Here is an 18,304-nt window from a genome sequence, read left to right on the forward strand (position 1 = left end):
CACTCACTTCCCGCTAATTTCCTTCGATATGCTTGGTACAAGTTCAGCCTGCAGGGCAATGCGCGCCTGACGAACCGCATTCTTGACCGCGTTGCCGTCGGATGAGCCATGACCTTTGACGACCAACCCGCCAAGACCGAGCAGCGGCGCACCGCCATGTTCCTTGTAGTCCATCTTGCCTTTAAGGCTCCGCAGTTCAGGCATCAGCATCGCTGCGCCGAGCTTGGTCTTAAGCGACTTGCTGAATTGCTCTTTCAAAAGCGAGAAGATCGCCCCGGCTGTACCTTCCAGCGATTTCAGCAAAATATTTCCGGCAAAGCCGTCACAGACCAGTACGTCGCAGTTGCCGGTCAATACATCACGAGCTTCAACGTTCCCGATAAAATGAATACCCGGTACATTCTCCAATAGCGGATAGGCTTCCTTCGTCAGTTCATTGCCCTTCCCTGGCTCCGTACCTACGTTAAGTAAACCAACACGCGGCTTGGCAATACCGTGCACCTTGTTACGGTAGATGCTGCCCATCAGGGCATACTGTGCCAAATGCTGAGGCTTGGCATCCATATTGGCACCAAGATCCAGTGCAAGCACACCAACATCGTCCAGTGTCGGAATCATCGGCGCCAATGCTGGACGCTCGATGCCCTCCATCCGGCCAACAATCAGCAAACCGGTGGTCATGAGTGCCCCTGTATTACCGGACGAGATCATGGCGTCCGCTTCTCCTTCACGCACCATACGTCCGGCAACGACCATCGACGAGTCCTTTTTGCGGCGCACCGCTCTTACAGGCTCTTCGTCCGCCTCAATAATCTCTCCTGCATGGCGTACCGTCACATTAGACGGCATATTCTTCAGCAGTGGTAACAGTCTGGCTTCGTCTCCGACGAGCACGAGCTGTGTATCCTGCCACTCCGCGGCCGCGGACAATGCACCCTCTACGTTACATTCAGGAGCATTGTCCCCGCCCATGGCATCAATGGCGATCCGCACTGCGGTTTCCCCCTTCGCTGTTTTCTTCAACTGCAGACCGATACACGATAAAATGGCCCTGAAACACCATTTCCTCACCAACATATGTGAATACATCCACTTCAGCCTTGCCTCCGCGCCCAGCGAGCGAACGCACCTGAGCTTTGGCAATGCATTTCTCTCCCAAATGAATCATACGCAAGAAACGGATATCAGCTGAAGCCGTCAGGGCGATCTCATCGTCAATCACGGCGACTGCAAGCGAATTGGCCTGGGCGAATACGTAATGTCCGCGTGCAATGCCGTTTCTGGAGAAGACATGATCCTCACTAATCTCAAATATTGAAATGCCGCTCCTGTCGAGCTGCAAGTCTACTATATCCCCTATCACTTCATCCGCAGGCAGTGAGCGCACCTGATCATAGGAATGCTCAGCCATCTGCTTCATACGCTCACGCAGCTCCGGAATCCCAAGCTCCATCCGATCCAGACGAATCGTCTGAATGCTCACCTTCAACTGCCGGGTCAGTTCCCGGTCAGTCATGAAAGGATTGCTTCCGATAATCTGAAGCATATGCTGCTGACGATCCTTTTTAGACATCCGCTCGATGGCGGCTCACCTCCTGGCACGTGCTGAAAACAAAAGCATCCGGCCACACAATGGCCGCTGTCTATATGGATATAAAATCTTATAACTTCATTTTAGAACCAGGTACTAATATGTAGTATAAAGCATGCCGCCGGAAAAATAAAGCATTGACTTCCAAAGCGGCTTCTCATTTGTATCTAAAACTATGTAAGTTAATGATTAAAAGAAACGCCCTCCTCTTATAATAAAAGGAGAGCGCTCGTCATCTCGCCAAAAACTATTGCTTGATGATTTCTCTTGCTTTGTACGTTCCGCACACTTTGCATACGTGGTGAGCAAGCTTCAATTCTCCGCATTGTTCACATTTAACCATGCCCGGCACAGCCAATTTAAAGTGAGTGCGACGTTTGTCACGGCGTGTCTTGGACGTTCTACGTTGAGGTACTGCCATGTGATTCCACCTCCTAATTTGTTTTAACCCGCGAAGCGCGGAAGACAGGTTCATTTAATGTATCATTTGAAAAAGTCTTTCAACCCAGCAAGTCGAGGATCGACCACTGTGTTGTCGCAACTGCAGGTGCCTTCGTTCAAATTTTGTCCGCAAGTCTGACAAAGACCAAGACAGTCTGCCTTGCACAATGCCGAATCCGGCAAGTGCAGTACGAAAGTTTCTTCCAGATGCGGAACAAGATCCACAATCTCGTCCTTGACGTAGATGAGTTCATCATCTTCATCTTCTTCCGGAAGATCTGGCTGCTTCAGCCACTTGAAAGTCTCGGCAAAAGGAATCTTCAAATGACTATGAGCCTCATTGAGACAGCGGCCACATAACATGTCCACATCTCCACTCAGCGTTCCCACCACGTTCACCTGATCGGTACCCGCGGGCAGCGCATTAAGGTTAACTGAGAGGGGGCTAATGTCCAGAATATCCTTACGCCCTCTGACAACCTCGCTTACATCCATGGTTTCATGGATCTGCAAGGGTTCGTCGGCATTCGCAATTTTGCGAAAGTGAATCTTCATCAGTATCACTCCAAACAAACAAAATTTATTATACCTAGCATTGGTTAGCTTTGTCAACCATTTTCCCTTTATATTGTTTCAGAAAAGACGGAGAATTATGATATAACTATTGGCAGGAGCCAAAAGCCGACTATTATAACAATACAGGAGTGAGGTATCCGTGACAACGGTAGGTATTATTGCAGAATATAATCCTTTACATAACGGGCATGTTCATCATTACAGAGAGGCGAAAAAGATCTCCGGCGCCGAGCACACTGTTGTAGTGATGAGCGGCCCCTTCACCCAGCGCGGCGAGCCGGCGGCAGTGAGCAAGCAAGCCCGCACGGAGATGGCGCTCCATATGGGCGCCGATCTCGTGATTGAGCTGCCGGTGGCCTATGCCGTTCAACCGGCAGAATGGTTCGCCCACGGAGCCGTGGCCCTGCTGGAAGCGACCGGAGTCGTGGACAGCCTGTGCTTCGGCTCCGAAGCAGGCACTTTGGGCTCGCTGGTGCCCCTCGCGGCATACCTTGCCGACGAGAGCAGCGAGCTTCAGGGCGAAATCCGCCGCCGGATGGCGCTCGGAGAGAGCTTCCCCGCCGCCTACAGCGCAGCGGCGGCGGTCGCCTGGGAGGGGTTTCTCCTGGGAGAGGAGAAACCGGACGGCGGCAGCGCAGCTGAGCTTCTGCGCCAGCCGAACAACAGCCTCGGCTTGCATTATCTCATCGCGCTCCAGCGGCTAAAGAGCAAGATCACTCCGCTTACTGTGCCGCGGACCGGCGCAGGCTTCCATGATCCGCTCCAGCCCGGCTCCTCGATCGCCAGCGCAACGGCTATCCGCCGGCTGCTGGGAGAAGGCGGCTCTCCGGCACCCTATATGCCGGAATATAGCCTGTCCATCCTTGAGCGCGAGCGCGCGGCTGGCCGCGGCCCACTAGACTGGGAGAGCTTCCGCGCTCCTCTGCGTCATCTGCTCTCCACCCGCACCGCAGACGAGCTGCGGGCCTTCCATGATATGAATGAAGGCCTGGAGAACCGGCTGCTGCGCGTCATGTCCGAGCTGGAGCAGTTCACGATAGAGAGCTTGCTCCAGTCAGTGAAGAGCAAACGCTACACCCGCACTCGCCTCCAGCGGCTATTGCTCCATCTTTTGCTGGGGCACAGCAAGGAGGAACTGGCTTCTTCCGCACTGGCAGAGGGTCCCGGCTATATCCGTGTCCTCGGATTTAGGAAAAGTGGCCGGCCTCTGCTCAAAAAAATGAAGCAAAGCGCCTCCCTGCCCGTCGTCTTGCGGCCTGCGCTTTGCCCCCATCCACAGCTTACCCGTGATATTCAGGCCGCTGCTGCTTATGCCGGTGCCTTCCAGCACCCCTTGCGTGCGGACCTGTACCGCGATTATCTGGAGCCTCCGGTCAGGGTTTGACCGGAAGCTTTTTCATATAATCCAGTGCCTCTGTAAGCGTAGATACGGGTACCAGCTTCATAGCTGTACCGATCTTATCCGCCTTTGCCTTCGCCTCATCGTAATTTTTGACAGGCACGAAGAAGAACTCCGCTCCAGCCCGGTCGGCGGCTACAATTTTGTGCTTCACCCCGCCAATCGGTCCTACCACACCATCTGCATCAATGGTGCCGGTTCCGGCTACCCGATGTCCTTTGGTAAGATCACCAGGCGTCAAACGATTGTAAATTTCCATAGTAAACATCAGACCTGCCGAGGGACCGCCAACATCTGTGTTGACAAAGCTTACGCTTTTCCCAGGTTCCTGAGGCTCCACTCTTTGAACCGCACCAATGACCACACCAAGACCCGGACGCCCAGCTGCCGCGTCTTTATCCTTCACTTCCACAAGCGTAACTTCTTCTTCCAGCTTCTTATCCGCACGCTGCAAAGTTACTTTCACCTTATCGCCAATGCTTCGCGCAGATAACAGGGTAGAGAGGGCCGCCGGATCCGTTACCGGTTTACCATCCACATTCAAGATCTTGTCTCCCGGCTGGAACTGGCTCTTGTTGCTTTGATTAGGAACGGAGAACACATAGAGATAGTCGGTAACATCCTTATAAGGAATGCCTGCCGCATGATAGGCTGCCTGCACTGCCAGAGACTGAGAGCTGTTCATATAATAGACCTGTTCTGCTGCATATTCTGCTTCAGACTTATCTCCAAGCCGCGTATCCTTACGGGCAATTTCTGCATTGCTGTTGAACATATTAGCCACCAGTAACGCCACATTGGCATAACTGGCCGAAACCGTCGTCATCATGAAGGTTCCTTGTTCGGCGGGATCACCATTCTCCACCTTAATCATCGGAGCGACCTCCGAAGCGCTGCCCGGCTGGTACATGATGTATGGCGTACTCATAAATACAAATACATAAACGACCACTATAAACGTGCAAAGGTAGACTATAGAGCGAAGTCCTGCCCGGCGCTTCAGTTGTTTCACGGTTGTTCCCTTCTTTCCCCTGACTCTAGCGTAAAACATATAAATCCTTATATTTCAAAAAAACACCGCCACCAGCCTTTGGCATGACGGTTGTCTCCCCTGCATAAATTGATAACATTACCACCCTGTCCTAAGTTATGAAGAGGTGATCCCAGAAATGAACACTAAAATACGCAGGCTCGGCGCCCGGTCCATCCCGTTTCTCTCCGGGATGCTGGCCATTCTGCTCGCCGCAGCCATCGTGGCTTCGCCAGAGTCGTCCTTTGCAGCCTCGCTGCAAGGGCTTAAGCTCTGGTGGAGCCTCGTCTTCCCGGCGCTGCTGCCATTCCTGATGCTGTCAGAGATGCTGACCGCATCCGGCTTTGTACACGGAATCGGCGTGCTGCTGGAGCCGCTGATGACCCGGGTCTTCCGGCTGCCCGGGGCCGGGGGCTGGACGCTTGCCCTGGGGGCTACTGCCGGATTCCCCGGCGGTGCTGGGGGCGTCCTCCAGCTTCACAAGCAGGGCAGCCTCACCGGCAAAGAAGCGGGAAGGCTCGCCTCGCTCGTCCATTTTGCAAGTCCAGTAACGCTGCTTATCGTTATCGGAGCAGCGCTGCTGCACAATCCTGCAGCAGGCTATAGCCTGCTGATCCTGCATTGGCTGGCGGGCCTACTGGCAGGCTTCACTGCCTCCCGGCTGGGGTGGCAGCCTTCAAAGCCACCTGCTCCGGCGACCGTATCGCACAGCAAGCGAGACTCTCTGTATCACCGGGTCACGAATGCTGCTGCTCATGCCCGGGCACAAGATGGCCGGAGCTTCGGCAAGCTGCTGGGCGAAGCTGTAGGCAATGCGGTACAGAACCTGATGGTCGTAGGTGGTTACATTATTATGTTTGCCGTAATCATCAACATCCTGGTCCGTTTGTTCCCCGGACTACCCGCAGCCTTGCCGGCCAGCCTGCTGGAGCTTCACCTGGGGGCCCAGGCTTTGACCGGCATGACTGAAACAGCCAGAGCTACTGCCGCTTCATCACCCAACGGAACAGCCGATATCCTGGGCTTCGCCCTGCTGTCTGCTGCACTGGGCTGGAGCGGCATCTGTGCACAGCTTCAGGTACTGACACTGCTAAAATCAGCAGGCTTACGTTTCCTGCCCTTCGCAGCAGTCCGTCTGCTGCATGGCAGCTACGCTTTTGTATTGACGTTGCTGCTCTGGAAGCCGCTTATGTCACTGCAACAGAAGACCCTGCCGACTTTTACGGGAACACAAATTCTGCCCGCCGGAGACGTACAGACTTATACATTATGGAGCGCATTTCCACAGCTGCTGGGTGTGCAAATCTCCCTGCTAGCCCTGCTCATGCTTCTTTCGGGTGCAGTGTACCTCTTTACTTCACTTCGTCGGCGTTCCGGTTGAACTTGAGCTTCATCGCCTGCTCTACCTCTGGTGTGACAAACTCAGTGACATTGCCGCCGAAATGGGCAATTTCCTTCACCACACTGGAACTTAGATAAGAATATTTCGGGTTAGTCATCATAAAAATAGTCTCCGCTGTCGGACTAAGACTATGATTAATGGAAGCGTTCTGCAGTTCGTATTCAAAATCTGTTACGGTGCGTATTCCACGTACGATGACCTGTGCATCTTTTTGCCGGACATAGTTAACTAGCAGATCCCTGAAGCTGTCGATCTCCACGTTAGGGATGTCCGCTGTAGCCTGGCGCAGCAGGTCAGTACGTTCCTCCACGGTGAACAGTGGATTTTTGCTTAAATTGTTCAGCACCGCCACGATCAGACGGTCAAACTGCTTGGCCGCACGATGAATAATATCCATATGCCCCATGGTGACCGGATCAAACGTTCCCGGATATATGGCAATACGTTCTTTTCTAATTGGCTGACTCATCCTGTTCCTCCCCACCGCTTCCGGTTTCATCCGGTCCAGCGGCTTCATACTGATAAATCGAGACTGTCGTTTCTCCGTACACAGCTTGCCGCACTCTGTAGAATCCCTTGATATCCTCAGGGTAGTCATATCCTGATTCATGTTCAAGGACGATCGTCGCATCTTCTTCCAGCAGCCCTTTTTCGGCCAGAGCCAGCATCAGTTCATCCCCGTGCTTCAGCCGGTAGGGCGGGTCCAAAAACACCAGATCGAACCGTCTCCCCCGTTTTTTCAAAGCGCTGATCGCTCTGCCCGCATCGTTCCGGTAAACTTCTGCCTGACTCTCAAGCTTGGTTGCCTTCAGGTTGGCACGCACCGTGTCTATGCTTTTAGGCTCCATGTCCACAAATACGGCCTTGTCCATGCCTCTGCTCAGGGCTTCTATCCCCAATCCGCCTGTACCGGCAAACAAATCAAGCGCCGATCCCCCGTCAAAATAAGGGCCAATCATGCTGAATAGCGCTTCCTTGACCTTGTCCGTTGTTGGCCTTGTCCCACTTCCCGGAACACTTTTAAGGGGCCTCCCCTTTGCACTTCCCGATACCACTCTCACGACTTTGCTCACCTGCTTATATCTCTGTTTATTATGCCAAAAAGGGCACAAGTTCACGCCTATCGTACCACATTCGCCCGCCGAAATAAAAAGTTTGTATCATTATGTCGGATCTAGCGGTATCCCACCTTTTCCGAGCAATTTCTAAAGCCGTATGTATAAGAACGAGCAAGCCGGGACATCATGTAGTTATCGACATCACAAAATGTCGTAGACAACCGCGGAGCAGGCTTACGTTTCCCCATAAGCTCTTCGTCCGGTTTCTCCTCTCCCATGAAAGAGACCCTAGAAATAGGGTCTCGATTTTTTTGTTTATAACCCCTTACTTAGCAAGGGGATTTCATTTTCAATACACCAAATTTATATTTACATGAGTCCATTTTATGAGCCTCTATTTATAAAACACCATTTACGATTCTCCATAACAATGTTAACTTTGTACGATGAACAAAAGAAAGCAATACAAAGCATTCTAACTGCAAAATGTGCCACTCGAATAAAACGGAGATCGCCTTGTACCTCACCAAAGTGTAAATTACGGCATTTTTGTACCTTAAATTGTGTGAAGATGAGGGCCAGCCTAAATTAAGGACATTTTTGTACCTTAAATCTTCTGATATCATGCTTTAAATCCAATTCTCCATAAAATAGCATACAAAAATGCCCTTATTTCCTTAATTTGGCCCAAAAAGGTTGAAATAAGGTACAAAATTGCCCTTAGTTAGGAACACAGTGAGCTAGGCCAATTTTACGATGCAATTGATGGAAATAAATGAATCGATTAAATTAATGAAATAGATTAAATAAATGCACACAAAAAACGGATGCTGTCCTCCATTGAGGATATCACCCGTTTTTGCCACCTCGTTTTGCCACCTAATGATATTCGCTAAATTCTGAATTTTCTATAGCAGATTGATGAATGGGTAACCAACTGTTAATGGTTTTTAATTGCACATAATTATCACTGATTGTTAATTGTATATTGTCTTGTGTCCCTCTATGTTCTTCTTCGCACATCCCCAAATGAATCATCGCCCCAGTTCCTGGGTCTACATAAAGTCCTTTCTTGAAAACACTTCCTTGGCTATTCTTCCCTTGATGTATTTGTGAACAAGCGATGCAATAATACATACATAATCACCTCTTCTTATAAAATTGTTCAAACCTAAATTCCGAGTGTGAGGACACTATCCTCGCTATTCTAAATACGATTAGTATTGAGATCGACCTAACTTTGGTTATCTCTCTGTGTGATTCGGTTATCTCTCTGTGTCGTTTGGTTAAAGTTTGATTATCGTTTGCTTGTGTGATTTGCTTGGGGTGTTTCTTTACCATTAGCATGGGTGCTTTCTTCTAATTAGCTTGGTTAGCTCATGTGGTTTGGTTCTGACCGTCAGATGGGCATTTGAACGTTAACTGATTACGTTGCTTTTACCCCATCGGAAAATGCTGCAATACCACTAATAAGAACAGATGAATTGTATGACATCATTTTTGATTTTCACCACCCTAACCTATTTTGAAATCAGCATATGATAAAGTGTTGAGATGAGTGCAGGTCCATTGAGATCGTGTTGAGCAAACTTCAACGCTTGCTGAGAAATATGATGATAACTCGATGTCGTTAATAGTGAAACATATCAAATCTACATTTCAAAATATAAATGATAATGATTTTGACAACCTGGATTGAAAGCAGCCTTACAGCCAGGGCACGATGAGCCGCAGGCCATGTATTCATGGATGGTTAACTGATGACCACAGGCCCCGCACAGAATTGCTTGTTCATCCCTCTGATGTTTTCCCCACCTCGCTGCAGCATGACCTCCGACTTCTTCGTGGCACTTATAACAAGGATAATAAGCATCACAGCATGGAAAACGGATCGCTATAATATCAATTGGTGAATGGTAATGCCTGCAGCGGGTTTGGGAATCCATTTGGACCCCATATACTTTTACGCCATGTATGTTCATATAGTGTTGTTCAGAAGTATCCGACACCTTATCATCCCCTTGGATTTTTTTCACAGATTCTCACTTTCCAATCGTTTACAATTGTATTGGAGGTGAATACATATGTCTCAATTAGTAATTTTTATCATTATTTTCGTTCTGCTTACAGTCGGCATCCGTATTTGGAAATCCCGGCAAAAATAGAATATAGTTTAGGTAATTCATAACGAAAGGAGAGGCTCCTAAATTGAATGGCTTTTTTCTCATTATTCTAGGCGGTCTGATTATTGCACTGGGCATCTTTACGATTCGCAAGCCCACCTTTGGGTGGAAGATGAACGAAGCTTGGAAAGTTAAAAATGACTCCGAACCCAGCGATGCCTATATAGACATGGCCAAATTCGGAGGTCTAGTAACCATTATTCTTGGTTCATTTTTATTTGCGGGAGGCATACTGAATCTGCTATGAGATCTTGCGCCAGCCGGATCATGTCGATACACTGCAGACCATTCTCGAAGATCGCTTCAGGATAATGCCTGATAAAATAATCACGATCCACCCCAATGATTCTGAAACCGCATTTTTGATAAAGACCCAACTGATGCAAGCTGGAATTTCCTGTTCCGATTTCTAGAGTTTTGTAGCCCTGCGACTTGGCTGTCGCTATGGCATGCTGTACCAGTCGCTTCCCTATGCCCTGGCCATGAAGATGTTCCACCACCGCAATATTGATCAATTCTGCCGTCCCCGGCCGGGTTGGAAGCAGTACAGACACGCCGACGATTTCCCGCTCGATTAACGCGATGTAACACTCTCCTCTTTCTATGTACCCTTCAATAACCGGCACCGAGGGATCGGCCAACAGCAGCAGCTCCATCGGGGGAGCTTCATGCGGTCCCATCTTCCTGATATCCATAACTATGACACCACCTGACTCTCCGTAAGTATTATGATGATTTTATTGTACCGGGTGATAATAACGAAGAGTAGGTCTTTTTTAGAAGAATAGAATCTTATCTATACAAAAAAGGGACCCCACCGAGATCCGGCAGGGTCAAAGTCTATATTATAAGGGGGTCATGGGATTACTATACTCATTCCAGCTTAAAACTACCTGAAAAGAATATAAAGATTTGATTAATTGTGCCAGGAGTATATTAATCCGAAACAATAATACCGTCGAAGCTTTCAGGACCAACACGAACGGTTCCCAGTAATGAAGAAGAGACGAAAGCTGTATACGTGATCTGTGGTGTGACCGGCGGCTGAAAATCCGTAGCCGAGAAAGTGATAACCTGCGGAGCCGAAACGCTAAGATCAAAGGTAGAGGTCGCAGAATATACAGCTGGGTCGGTTGGGAGGGTTCCTCTAACAATAGTAACTCTAATTCCTACCAAAGCCAGCGGAATCTGTACAGAAATCGTTCCTTTCAATATAACCCGAGGGTTAGCACCAATACCAGCTGTTACCAGACCGATTTGACCAAAGAGTTGCGGAGTATTAATGACGGTAATCGGAATTGCAATCGAGTTGGCGTAACTGGCATTCTGAGATGTTCTGCCATCAACATAGGTTCCCATGAGAATGCACCTCCTTTCTTTTTTAACATACTTTATTGTATTAACGGTACTACTAATTGGTTTGGTTAAATCTCCTCTATCAAAAGCTTGTTTTACTAGAGAAACAAGCCTTATCTGTGAGCGAAACTATGATGCTTATGCTTCTATCACTCTTTCGTTGTACCTTCCCGTTTATTAAAAGCCAATTCAAACAGCCCTGTAGCAGATAGCCCTGCCAGTCCGCCTGCCCAAAGACGCATAATCAAATCCATATTGGTAAACGGGTAAGAAACAACCCCCACCACCAGGCCAAGGGCCAGACCCACAACAGGCACCAGATTGCGTGGCAGGTTGAAGCTGTTCTTCACCAGTTGCACGAGAGCCATTACAAATACTGCGAGCATCGAAGCAAAGGCAAGTACCGTATTGAGCGCAACGTTCATATAGGATCATCCTTTCTTAGTTATTAAAAGACCTGCACGATTCAATACCGTCAAAATGCGGTAAAAATCATAGCTTCCTCCGGAAGGGGTATCCAGTAGCCCGGCTGCGGTTGCCGCTTTAACCGCGGGCTCGGCCCAATCTGGCACATTCATAACCGCCCGGTTCTCGACAGCAGCTATACGTTCAGTGACGTTTTTGATTGCCTGACCCTGCTCCTGCACGCCCGTCTTCAGCGTATCCCTGCTGACATTCAGGCTGGCTATCAATCCATTAAGCGTCTTGACTTGCTCCTCCAGGATTGCTAGCTTCTGCTTATCTTCAGCCGACATCTCGTCGTCCTCCTTTCCTTGCTCATCAAATTGGTAAAGATTATAGGTGTCCATCATTGAAATCAGCTTGGCTGCGTAACCCGGGTCGGTGGCATAGCCGGCAGCGGCAATGGCTTGGGCTGCTGCTTTGCCAGTAGTCCCGATAACCTTGCTATAAATTTTAGGATTCCAGGACACTCCGTTGACCAGTAATCTGGAATGGTCGGCAACGGATTCGCCCCAATTGTTATAGGCACGAAAAGCAGCCTGAACCTGAACCGGCTTTCCATTGACATATTCCGTAGTCAGCATGGTGATACTTCCAGCCGGCCCGCTGCCTTTTATACCAAATAAATTATTGGCTTTCACCGTCAGTCCGCTGCTGCCCCAGCCGGATTCAAGAGCGGCTTGCGCAATCGTCAAGGAAGCTGCGACCCTGCTGCTTCGCATGTTGTCCACCGCAAAAGGTGCAATTTTTGCGATGAAATCCGCCTCTTTCATATCATCACATCCTTTCTACTACTATCTAATGCCAGTCCGCGCACAATGCTTGTGCTTCTCCCCCTGCTCCACCCTATTTCCAAGTTAAAACATACAAAAATTCTATAAATCTATAATTTGTCATTTTCCCGTCATTGAGGAGAAATATAATAAAAGTAAGGTGCTAAAGAACTATATGATTAATCGTAATGTTAGGAGGATAGTTTAGGAGATATAATTAGGCGCTTTTATTCTATTGTGGAAATTTTAAGCAAATAAAAGTTGAGATTTTCATATTTGTAGCGTAAAATATAGTATTATATGCCTATTAAGGGGGTCTAAAAGACTATGCCATCATATTATTTTAAGGAAATTTGGACGCCTCTGCGTTGGATTGGGATCAAATATTTCCGGGACGATGAAGGTTACCTCTGGATCAAATGGTGGTCCAAACCGAGAAAAAGGCTGCGTTAAGCAGTATGGCACCTTGTCCTTTACCAGGAATACAGTGCACTTAGTGCTCAACCAGCCTTTTTCGGTTTGATTAAGAATTAGCTTCGAACGCAATCCGGTTTTTGCCGGTACGTTTGGATATATAAAGGGCTTCATTCGCGAGACGCATCGTCTCGCGTGTGTCCTGCCCGCTTTCCGCATTCCAGACAGCTGCGCCAATAATGCAGCCGACATTCACTGACTCCTCCAAATCAAAGAGTTGGTTATCGTGTTAATAAAACGTTTGGATACTACCTTCGCCTCCTGCGAGCGCGATATCGGACACGAACCCTAGCGCAGTTTCTGTGCTTTTAAGGTAGTTAACCTCTAAGCCGGGATAGTCCATATATCCCTCACCGTAGGCATACCCGGTTAGATCAGAATAGCCAGCGGCGCAAATTCAATGTCACACTTCATTCTCCTTATTCGATCCTGCTTGTTTGAAAACGCCACTGATCTATCATCGGATTCCTCTTAAGTTTTCAACAGTCTGTTTTCTCAGCTCAGCCTACCTTCGCACCAAGCGAGCGTGCCAGAAGTACAGCTTGCTCTACATCCATTCTTACACCTTGCCAATCAAGGCTTTTCAGATCAATACCTTCCAGCTTTGCGTCCCGAAGATCTGCTCCCTTCAGCTTACATTGACCAAGTTGCACTCTGCTTAAATCCGCTCCGCGGAGGTCACATTTCTGCAGATCACAGCCAAACAGATCTGCCTCCAAAAATCTTATCCCGCGCAGATTCTGCTTGCTCAAATTCGCGTGTCTCAGATTGGTGTATGACCAATCACCACCTGTAATCGTCAGTCCGTCAAGCGCTGCGTTGGAGAAATCCGAACCGACCATTTTGCAATCTTCAAATTTTACGACAAACAGATTAGTCCCGCTGAATTTACAATTCGTGAATGCTGAGCCCCTGTGCAGAGATGCATTCAGATAGGCTCCCGTAAAATCACAATCAATAAACTGACATCCCGTAGAAGTCATTTCTTCCATTGATGCGCCCTTGAACGAGCATTGTTCGAAGATACAGCCGTTTAGTTCACCATCCTGCAAATTACTTTGGTCAAAATTATGATGGTGAAAAGTTTCATTATCGTATTGATACATGTCTGACCCACCCTTATTCGTACGAATGTAAATTTTTACTACAAAATCTGAAAAATAACACTTTAGTAGATTGTCGCACTCTCTTCATTTCGATATAATAGCAAATAAACTAGCGGAGGTAAATTATGGACGGGTCGAGCAGAAAAGAACCATTCCGGTATGTCATGAACCAACCGATCGAATGCTGGCTTGAAGTGCCGGCCGGTAATACCGGCCCCGGTGCCGGGAAGCTGACCGAAGGCGTAATGCTCGATCTCAGCCGTTCCGGATGTAAGGTACGGACTTCCCTGAACCTTCGCTTCACAGCTGGAGATACGAAGCTGATTATTCATTTTCAGCTAAATGAGAACAAACTCAGATTACAAGGCAGTGTGCGCTGGGGCTGGATGTTCGGTCTCGGACAGTACAAATATGGTGTTCGACTGGATTTGAGTGAAATTGAAGAAGAAATGCTGATCCGGGAACTGGACTCATGGACCCATGGCCGCAGTGCGGAGGGAATGTAAATAGAAATAGAAAAACTCCCATCATTGTAGCAGTAGATGTTTTTGTTTTTTCTACTGTCTACTATGATGGGAGCATATCACTTGGAGAGGCGTCTGTTTATTATACTCTATAGTAGAGAGTCAAGAAATTAGATCTCTACCTTCTTTTTAACAAGCCAGTTGGATGTATATAATAGAATCAGGCAAAATACAGTTTCAATTAGTGCCGGACCGATGTCAAAAGCTTTACCAGCCGCTTCAATTCCGTTAGGGTTCAAATACTCACCTGAAGTGAAATTATACCGGAAAGCAAGTTCCATCCATCCCCCTGAATCTGGAAACAGCTTCCCTTCTACCAGTCCCAGAATCAGATTCAGAACAAACAGTGTGACGATCCCGATCCAGACTTTGCTGCGGAAAGGCAGACTGTAGGAAACCGTAATAGAGAACGTCAGCGCAATCAAAAAGACCATGGCTGCGCCTAGCAAATTCAGTACACTGATGTAAGCAATATACCAGAAATCTGTTGGCAGAATGTCCGGATAGACCCAGCCATAGACTGCCGCATGCAGCATTCCTAGTGCAATTAAGACTATCAACAGAATCAGATTCAACAGCAGCGGGGAGAGCACGGTATAATATGTTTTTAACGGAAGTAGTTTGCGACCATAGGACTTCAGATTGGTACTATAAGTTCGGCAAGCCAGAACTACAAGGAAGATAGCGGCCGAGAAATAAATAACGGCCTGAAGCACAAGCATGCTAAGATTCTCCCATTGATAAACCTCAGCCAAGATCCAAATCACAGCCTCAAGCAGCAGTGTGACTGCATACAGCCCCAGAATCTGATCACGATTACGCCTGAAATCATATTTCATTAGCTTTAGCATTCGGCAAACACCTCTCTGAACAGTTCATCCATACTTTTCCCATGCTGCAGCCGGAGCTCTTCCACATTCCCGTGCATGACCATTTCCCCATTCTTGACCATAATGACTTCATCAAAAATCCGCTCAATATCAGACACCAGATGCGTGGAGATCAGAATACTGCTGTCTTCTTCATAGAACTCTACCAACGCATTCAGGATTCTGGTTCTCGCCACGGGGTCCACACCGCCCAGCGGTTCGTCCAGCAGATAGAGACTGGCCTTACGTGATAATGCCAATGTCAGCTGCAGACGTTCACTCATCCCTTTGGACAGTGATCTGACCTTGTCAGCCAGCGATAGCTTCATAAAGTCCAGCATCCGCTCCGCCTTGGCTTGATCGAAATCCGGGAAAAAATCACTGTAAAAGCGCAGTGCATCCCCCACCGTCATCCACGACTCAGTTAGCGGCTGGTCTGGCATAAATGAGATTAAAGATTTGGTCTCAAAACCTACAGGATTACCATAAACAGAAATTTTTCCAGAGGTTGGATGAGCCAGACCGGCGATCATTTTCATAATTGTAGTTTTGCCGCTACCGTTGCTGCCCAAGAGACCGATGATTTTCCCAGGTCCCAATGTAAAAGAAATATCGCGAACAGCCTGCTTGGACCAATACTTTTTGCTGACTTGCTGTACCTGAAGGATATCCTCCACACTATACATCCCCTTATTCTCCATCTTTGTGGTTCACGCTCTCTGCTACGGCAGCAACAATATCTTCTCCTTGAAAACCGAGCTCTCTCATCCCGCGGATAAACCGGTCTAGCACATCTTTGGCCATTTCCTTCTTGATGGTCATAATTTTACCTTCCTCACTTGTCACATATCGTCCCATCCCGCGTCTTGTCTCCACGATTGTCTCACGCTCCAGTTCCTGAAAGGTCCGTTGCACCGTATTCGGGTTGATCTGTAAATCACTGGCCAGCTCACGTACGGAAGGAATTTTATCCCCCGGCTTCAGCTTCCCGGTCACAATCTCACCTTTGATATAATTCATAATCTGGATGTAAATAGGCAGGTTGTTATCAAATTCAATCGTCATAGTTATGCAACATCCCTTCGTCTGAACACAACAAACCCGGCAAGGAGGAATAGAAGCACATACACGGCAAGCATCACGATCGAGAAGGATAACGTCATTCCCGGCAGCGGAGCTCCTCCATCGGTATAGACAGACAGATCCAAGTTGGGGAACAGCATATATTTATAAAATTCCTTCTGAATAATTGTCTTGTCGAGCATAAGCATGAGCATCGTAATCCCTATCGTCGCCCCTCCCGAGGTCGTTAGTATTCCTATCATAAAAGCAAGCGTTATATAGACCACGGTATAGACATAGCTATACCCAAGTGAACCAAGAACGTCGAGCCAGCTTCCTTCAGCACCGCTAAAGCCAAACCAGATTGACCCGGAAATGAATAGCGCTACAGCTGTTGCAAGCGTCAACGACAATCCGTAGAACAAAGCTGTTATATATTTGGAAGTCAGTATAGCACTCCGGCTGCGAGCACGAATCAGCAAAAATTTAATTGTTCCTTGGCTGTATTCCTTGGCTACTATTCCGGAGATACCGATAATCGCCATAATGGTTACGACCTGGCCCAGTCCTTGGATGTAGGACATCGTTACTGTAAAGTCATAGACCGAGCCAAACATCCCTGCTGCAAAAGAATGTATAACGTAACCTGCTATGAAAGACATTCCTATTAACAAAGCATACGGTACAAAAAACGAACGTTTCTTAAACAATTTCAACCATTCGTTGACGACCAGCCGTTTCAGGTTATGCAATACGATTCCCTCCTGTCCATTTCAAGAAATCTTCTTCCAGGCTCCGCCTGTTCTCCTCAATCCGGTACAGACCCACGCCCGCTGCACCCAGAGCCCCTACCAGTTCTGGTACATTCTTATTGTTCATCGTGACCGTCAACTGATCCCTAATAAAGTCGGTGCGGACCACCTGTATACCTTCTGTTCCATGAGCTATCGCAATTGCCGGTTCAATAGCATCTACTCGGAACGTTAACGTAACCTCTTCTGAAACGTTGTTCTCTGCTCCAAGTTCTGTTACCGTCACGAGCTTGCCGTTCTGAATCACAACCGCACGGTGGCAGATCTGCTCCACCTCCGACAGCATGTGACTAGAGATCAGAATGGAGATGCCTTCCACTTCAGCAATGGTTCGCATGTAGTCGCGCATTTCCCGAATACCCGCCGGGTCAAGTCCGTTAGTTGGCTCATCCAGGATCAACAGCTTAGGCCGCTGCAGTAGAGCCTGGGCAATCCCCAACCGTTGGCGCATACCGAGCGAATAGGATTTGACTTTCTTATTCATTGCCTCCTGAAGTCCCACCAGCTGAACCACTTCCTCAATCCGGTCATCATCCACATCGTCAGTCATCCGCTCATACTGCCGTAAATTATCGAGTCCGGTCATGTAGGGATAGAACTCCGGGTTCTCAATAATGGCGCCGATGTGGGCAATGGCCGATTTGAAATTCTTCTTGATGCTGTGGCCCTGTACCTCAATATCTCCTTCACTCATCCGAATCAGCCCAGTCATCATGCGGATCGTTGTCGTCTTCCCCGCACCGTTTGGTCCTAGCAGCCCTACGATCTCACCCTTGCGAATTTGAAAAGAAAGCTTATCAACAATAGCTTTTCCCTTAATGATCTTGCTGACTTCATTCATCTGCAGGACAATGTCTTCCCGTTCGTGTTGCGCTTGCTGCTCATCTCTTTGGCTCATATATATGCCTCCCCCTTTAGAAAGATTGTTATGGTAAAGTTTCATTGTGTCGGTGTCATAGTTTAATAGTACACTAACATTATAACCATGTAAAGCCCAATTTATATTTTATTTTGAAACAAATATCCTTGATTTCACGTAATAACCACTAATCAGCCAACATTTTTCCGTATAGTTCCTGTTTATTGGAAAGATTTGAAAGCCAATCTCGCTATTCTCTGATAAAATGAATCAGAATGACCCTTGTCAAAATATACTCTTGGAGGAGGTGTAAACCCTGAACAGCTC

Annotated in this window: 24 protein-coding genes; 4 read left to right on the forward strand and 20 right to left on the reverse strand. The window is 48.0% G+C overall.

Features of this window, described 5'->3' with window-relative positions; translation table 11 throughout:
• Positions 1 to 3 precede the first annotated feature (3 nt).
• From plsX to ACFRAM_RS11755, 4 genes are all read right to left on the reverse strand, one after another.
• The gene (plsX, locus tag ACFRAM_RS11740) at positions 4 to 993 is read right to left on the reverse strand and encodes a phosphate acyltransferase PlsX (protein ID WP_379466007.1); all 990 of its coding nucleotides are present in this window, start codon (positions 991 to 993) and stop codon (positions 4 to 6) included.
• Positions 977 to 1,573, reverse strand: a complete 597-nt coding sequence (gene fapR, locus ACFRAM_RS11745; protein ID WP_175374783.1) for a transcription factor FapR — start codon at positions 1,571 to 1,573, stop codon at positions 977 to 979. The genes plsX and fapR overlap by 17 nt, the downstream gene beginning before the upstream one ends.
• A 265-nt stretch (positions 1,574 to 1,838) precedes the next feature.
• A complete protein-coding gene (gene rpmF, locus ACFRAM_RS11750) occupies positions 1,839 to 2,012 on the reverse strand; it encodes a 50S ribosomal protein L32 (protein WP_026263995.1) in 174 nt (57 codons plus the stop codon).
• A 62-nt stretch (positions 2,013 to 2,074) separates the two neighbouring features.
• The gene (locus tag ACFRAM_RS11755; protein ID WP_175374782.1) at positions 2,075 to 2,587 is read right to left on the reverse strand and encodes a YceD family protein; all 513 of its coding nucleotides are present in this window, start codon (positions 2,585 to 2,587) and stop codon (positions 2,075 to 2,077) included.
• 160 nt (positions 2,588 to 2,747) lie between these two features.
• On the opposite strand from ACFRAM_RS11755, the gene ACFRAM_RS11760 reads away from it, so the two are divergent.
• Entirely contained in the window at positions 2,748 to 3,992 is a 1,245-nt protein-coding gene (locus ACFRAM_RS11760; RefSeq protein WP_379466008.1) for a nucleotidyltransferase, read from the forward strand.
• Here the strand turns inward: ACFRAM_RS11760 and ACFRAM_RS11765 are convergent.
• The gene (locus ACFRAM_RS11765; protein WP_379466009.1) at positions 3,982 to 5,019 is read right to left on the reverse strand and encodes a SepM family pheromone-processing serine protease; all 1,038 of its coding nucleotides are present in this window, start codon (positions 5,017 to 5,019) and stop codon (positions 3,982 to 3,984) included. The genes ACFRAM_RS11760 and ACFRAM_RS11765 overlap by 11 nt on opposite strands.
• A 157-nt stretch (positions 5,020 to 5,176) precedes the next feature.
• On the opposite strand from ACFRAM_RS11765, the gene ACFRAM_RS11770 reads away from it, so the two are divergent.
• Positions 5,177 to 6,418, forward strand: a complete 1,242-nt coding sequence (locus ACFRAM_RS11770; protein WP_379466010.1) for a nucleoside recognition protein — start codon at positions 5,177 to 5,179, stop codon at positions 6,416 to 6,418.
• Here ACFRAM_RS11770 and coaD read toward each other — a convergent pair.
• The 4 genes from coaD to ACFRAM_RS11790 all read right to left on the reverse strand — a co-directional run bounded on the left by coaD (position 6,390) and on the right by ACFRAM_RS11790 (position 9,479).
• Positions 6,390 to 6,908 carry a pantetheine-phosphate adenylyltransferase gene (gene coaD / locus ACFRAM_RS11775; protein WP_379466011.1) on the reverse strand — a complete coding sequence of 173 codons (519 nt, stop codon included), beginning with the start codon at positions 6,906 to 6,908 and terminating at the stop codon, positions 6,390 to 6,392. The genes ACFRAM_RS11770 and coaD overlap by 29 nt on opposite strands.
• Positions 6,892 to 7,500, reverse strand: coding sequence for a 16S rRNA (guanine(966)-N(2))-methyltransferase RsmD (gene rsmD / locus ACFRAM_RS11780; RefSeq protein WP_379466012.1), 609 nt, complete (start codon positions 7,498 to 7,500; stop codon positions 6,892 to 6,894). The genes coaD and rsmD overlap by 17 nt, the downstream gene beginning before the upstream one ends.
• Before the next feature lie 876 nt (positions 7,501 to 8,376).
• Positions 8,377 to 8,634 (reverse strand): DUF3973 domain-containing protein, encoded by a 258-nt coding sequence (locus ACFRAM_RS11785; protein ID WP_379466013.1) that lies wholly within the window; start codon positions 8,632 to 8,634, stop codon positions 8,377 to 8,379.
• Positions 8,635 to 9,149: 515 nt separating this feature from the next.
• On the reverse strand, positions 9,150 to 9,479 hold the full coding sequence (locus tag ACFRAM_RS11790; protein ID WP_379466373.1) for a CHY zinc finger protein: 330 nt from the start codon (positions 9,477 to 9,479) through the stop codon (positions 9,150 to 9,152).
• A 226-nt stretch (positions 9,480 to 9,705) separates the two neighbouring features.
• Here ACFRAM_RS11790 and ACFRAM_RS11795 point away from each other — a divergent pair, with 226 nt between their 5' ends.
• Positions 9,706 to 9,927 carry a DUF6199 family natural product biosynthesis protein gene (locus ACFRAM_RS11795; RefSeq protein ID WP_379466014.1) on the forward strand — a complete coding sequence of 74 codons (222 nt, stop codon included), beginning with the start codon at positions 9,706 to 9,708 and terminating at the stop codon, positions 9,925 to 9,927.
• On the opposite strand, the gene ACFRAM_RS11800 is transcribed toward ACFRAM_RS11795, so the two are convergent.
• The 6 genes from ACFRAM_RS11800 to ACFRAM_RS11825 all read right to left on the reverse strand — a co-directional run bounded on the left by ACFRAM_RS11800 (position 9,878) and on the right by ACFRAM_RS11825 (position 13,851).
• The gene (locus tag ACFRAM_RS11800) at positions 9,878 to 10,375 is read right to left on the reverse strand and encodes a GNAT family N-acetyltransferase (RefSeq protein WP_379466015.1); all 498 of its coding nucleotides are present in this window, start codon (positions 10,373 to 10,375) and stop codon (positions 9,878 to 9,880) included. The genes ACFRAM_RS11795 and ACFRAM_RS11800 overlap by 50 nt on opposite strands.
• A 241-nt stretch (positions 10,376 to 10,616) precedes the next feature.
• Complete coding sequence (locus ACFRAM_RS11805; RefSeq protein WP_379466016.1) at positions 10,617 to 11,039, reverse strand: hypothetical protein; 423 nt, start codon at positions 11,037 to 11,039, stop codon at positions 10,617 to 10,619.
• Between the two features lie 146 nt (positions 11,040 to 11,185).
• Positions 11,186 to 11,461, reverse strand: a complete 276-nt coding sequence (locus tag ACFRAM_RS11810; protein ID WP_379466017.1) for a holin — start codon at positions 11,459 to 11,461, stop codon at positions 11,186 to 11,188.
• 6 nt (positions 11,462 to 11,467) lie between these two features.
• Positions 11,468 to 12,271, reverse strand: a complete 804-nt coding sequence (locus ACFRAM_RS11815) for a glycoside hydrolase family 73 protein (protein WP_379466018.1) — start codon at positions 12,269 to 12,271, stop codon at positions 11,468 to 11,470.
• 523 nt (positions 12,272 to 12,794) lie between these two features.
• Positions 12,795 to 12,941, reverse strand: a complete 147-nt coding sequence (locus ACFRAM_RS11820) for a nucleotidyl cyclase domain-containing protein (RefSeq protein ID WP_379466019.1) — start codon at positions 12,939 to 12,941, stop codon at positions 12,795 to 12,797.
• Between the two features lie 304 nt (positions 12,942 to 13,245).
• Entirely contained in the window at positions 13,246 to 13,851 is a 606-nt protein-coding gene (locus tag ACFRAM_RS11825) for a pentapeptide repeat-containing protein (RefSeq protein WP_379466020.1), read from the reverse strand.
• A gap of 125 nt (positions 13,852 to 13,976) precedes the next feature.
• Between ACFRAM_RS11825 and ACFRAM_RS11830 the strand changes: the two genes are divergently transcribed.
• Complete coding sequence (locus ACFRAM_RS11830; RefSeq protein ID WP_379466021.1) at positions 13,977 to 14,357, forward strand: PilZ domain-containing protein; 381 nt, start codon at positions 13,977 to 13,979, stop codon at positions 14,355 to 14,357.
• Positions 14,358 to 14,485: 128 nt separating this feature from the next.
• Here ACFRAM_RS11830 and ACFRAM_RS11835 read toward each other — a convergent pair whose 3' ends face one another.
• From ACFRAM_RS11835 to ACFRAM_RS11855, 5 genes are read right to left on the reverse strand one after another with little or no spacing between them, the layout of a single operon-like run.
• Positions 14,486 to 15,226 (reverse strand): hypothetical protein, encoded by a 741-nt coding sequence (locus ACFRAM_RS11835; protein ID WP_379466022.1) that lies wholly within the window; start codon positions 15,224 to 15,226, stop codon positions 14,486 to 14,488.
• Positions 15,220 to 15,921, reverse strand: coding sequence for an ABC transporter ATP-binding protein (locus tag ACFRAM_RS11840; RefSeq protein WP_379466374.1), 702 nt, complete (start codon positions 15,919 to 15,921; stop codon positions 15,220 to 15,222). The genes ACFRAM_RS11835 and ACFRAM_RS11840 overlap by 7 nt, the downstream gene beginning before the upstream one ends.
• Before the next feature lie 13 nt (positions 15,922 to 15,934).
• Positions 15,935 to 16,309, reverse strand: coding sequence for a GntR family transcriptional regulator (locus ACFRAM_RS11845; protein ID WP_379466023.1), 375 nt, complete (start codon positions 16,307 to 16,309; stop codon positions 15,935 to 15,937).
• 2 nt (positions 16,310 to 16,311) lie between these two features.
• Entirely contained in the window at positions 16,312 to 17,058 is a 747-nt protein-coding gene (locus ACFRAM_RS11850; protein ID WP_379466024.1) for an ABC transporter permease, read from the reverse strand.
• Entirely contained in the window at positions 17,051 to 18,016 is a 966-nt protein-coding gene (locus tag ACFRAM_RS11855; RefSeq protein WP_379466025.1) for an ABC transporter ATP-binding protein, read from the reverse strand. The genes ACFRAM_RS11850 and ACFRAM_RS11855 overlap by 8 nt, the downstream gene beginning before the upstream one ends.
• Positions 18,017 to 18,304: the final 288 nt, after the last annotated feature.

This window comes from Paenibacillus sp. NPDC056722 (assembly GCF_042790635.1).
In the GTDB taxonomy this organism is placed as follows: Bacteria; Bacillota; Bacilli; order Paenibacillales; family Paenibacillaceae; genus Paenibacillus_AQ; species Paenibacillus_AQ agri.

Excerpts from the sequence above, each read along its gene's own strand:
- fapR (WP_175374783.1), bottom strand. The coding sequence starts at position 1,573 with ATGTCTAAAAAGGATCGTCAGCAGCATATGCTTCAGATTATCGGAAGC.
- rpmF (WP_026263995.1), bottom strand. The coding sequence starts at position 2,012 with ATGGCAGTACCTCAACGTAGAACGTCCAAGACACGCCGTGACAAACGT.
- ACFRAM_RS11755 (WP_175374782.1), bottom strand. The coding sequence starts at position 2,587 with ATGAAGATTCACTTTCGCAAAATTGCGAATGCCGACGAACCCTTGCAG.
- ACFRAM_RS11770 (WP_379466010.1), top strand. The coding sequence starts at position 5,177 with ATGAACACTAAAATACGCAGGCTCGGCGCCCGGTCCATCCCGTTTCTC.
- coaD (WP_379466011.1), bottom strand. The coding sequence starts at position 6,908 with ATGAGTCAGCCAATTAGAAAAGAACGTATTGCCATATATCCGGGAACG.
- ACFRAM_RS11785 (WP_379466013.1), bottom strand. The coding sequence starts at position 8,634 with ATGTATTATTGCATCGCTTGTTCACAAATACATCAAGGGAAGAATAGC.
- ACFRAM_RS11790 (WP_379466373.1), bottom strand. The coding sequence starts at position 9,479 with ATGAACATACATGGCGTAAAAGTATATGGGGTCCAAATGGATTCCCAA.
- ACFRAM_RS11800 (WP_379466015.1), bottom strand. The coding sequence starts at position 10,375 with ATGGATATCAGGAAGATGGGACCGCATGAAGCTCCCCCGATGGAGCTG.
- ACFRAM_RS11805 (WP_379466016.1), bottom strand. The coding sequence starts at position 11,039 with ATGGGAACCTATGTTGATGGCAGAACATCTCAGAATGCCAGTTACGCC.
- ACFRAM_RS11810 (WP_379466017.1), bottom strand. The coding sequence starts at position 11,461 with ATGAACGTTGCGCTCAATACGGTACTTGCCTTTGCTTCGATGCTCGCA.
- ACFRAM_RS11815 (WP_379466018.1), bottom strand. The coding sequence starts at position 12,271 with ATGAAAGAGGCGGATTTCATCGCAAAAATTGCACCTTTTGCGGTGGAC.
- ACFRAM_RS11825 (WP_379466020.1), bottom strand. The coding sequence starts at position 13,851 with ATGTATCAATACGATAATGAAACTTTTCACCATCATAATTTTGACCAA.
- ACFRAM_RS11830 (WP_379466021.1), top strand. The coding sequence starts at position 13,977 with ATGGACGGGTCGAGCAGAAAAGAACCATTCCGGTATGTCATGAACCAA.
- ACFRAM_RS11835 (WP_379466022.1), bottom strand. The coding sequence starts at position 15,226 with ATGCTAAAGCTAATGAAATATGATTTCAGGCGTAATCGTGATCAGATT.
- ACFRAM_RS11845 (WP_379466023.1), bottom strand. The coding sequence starts at position 16,309 with ATGACGATTGAATTTGATAACAACCTGCCTATTTACATCCAGATTATG.
- ACFRAM_RS11855 (WP_379466025.1), bottom strand. The coding sequence starts at position 18,016 with ATGAGCCAAAGAGATGAGCAGCAAGCGCAACACGAACGGGAAGACATT.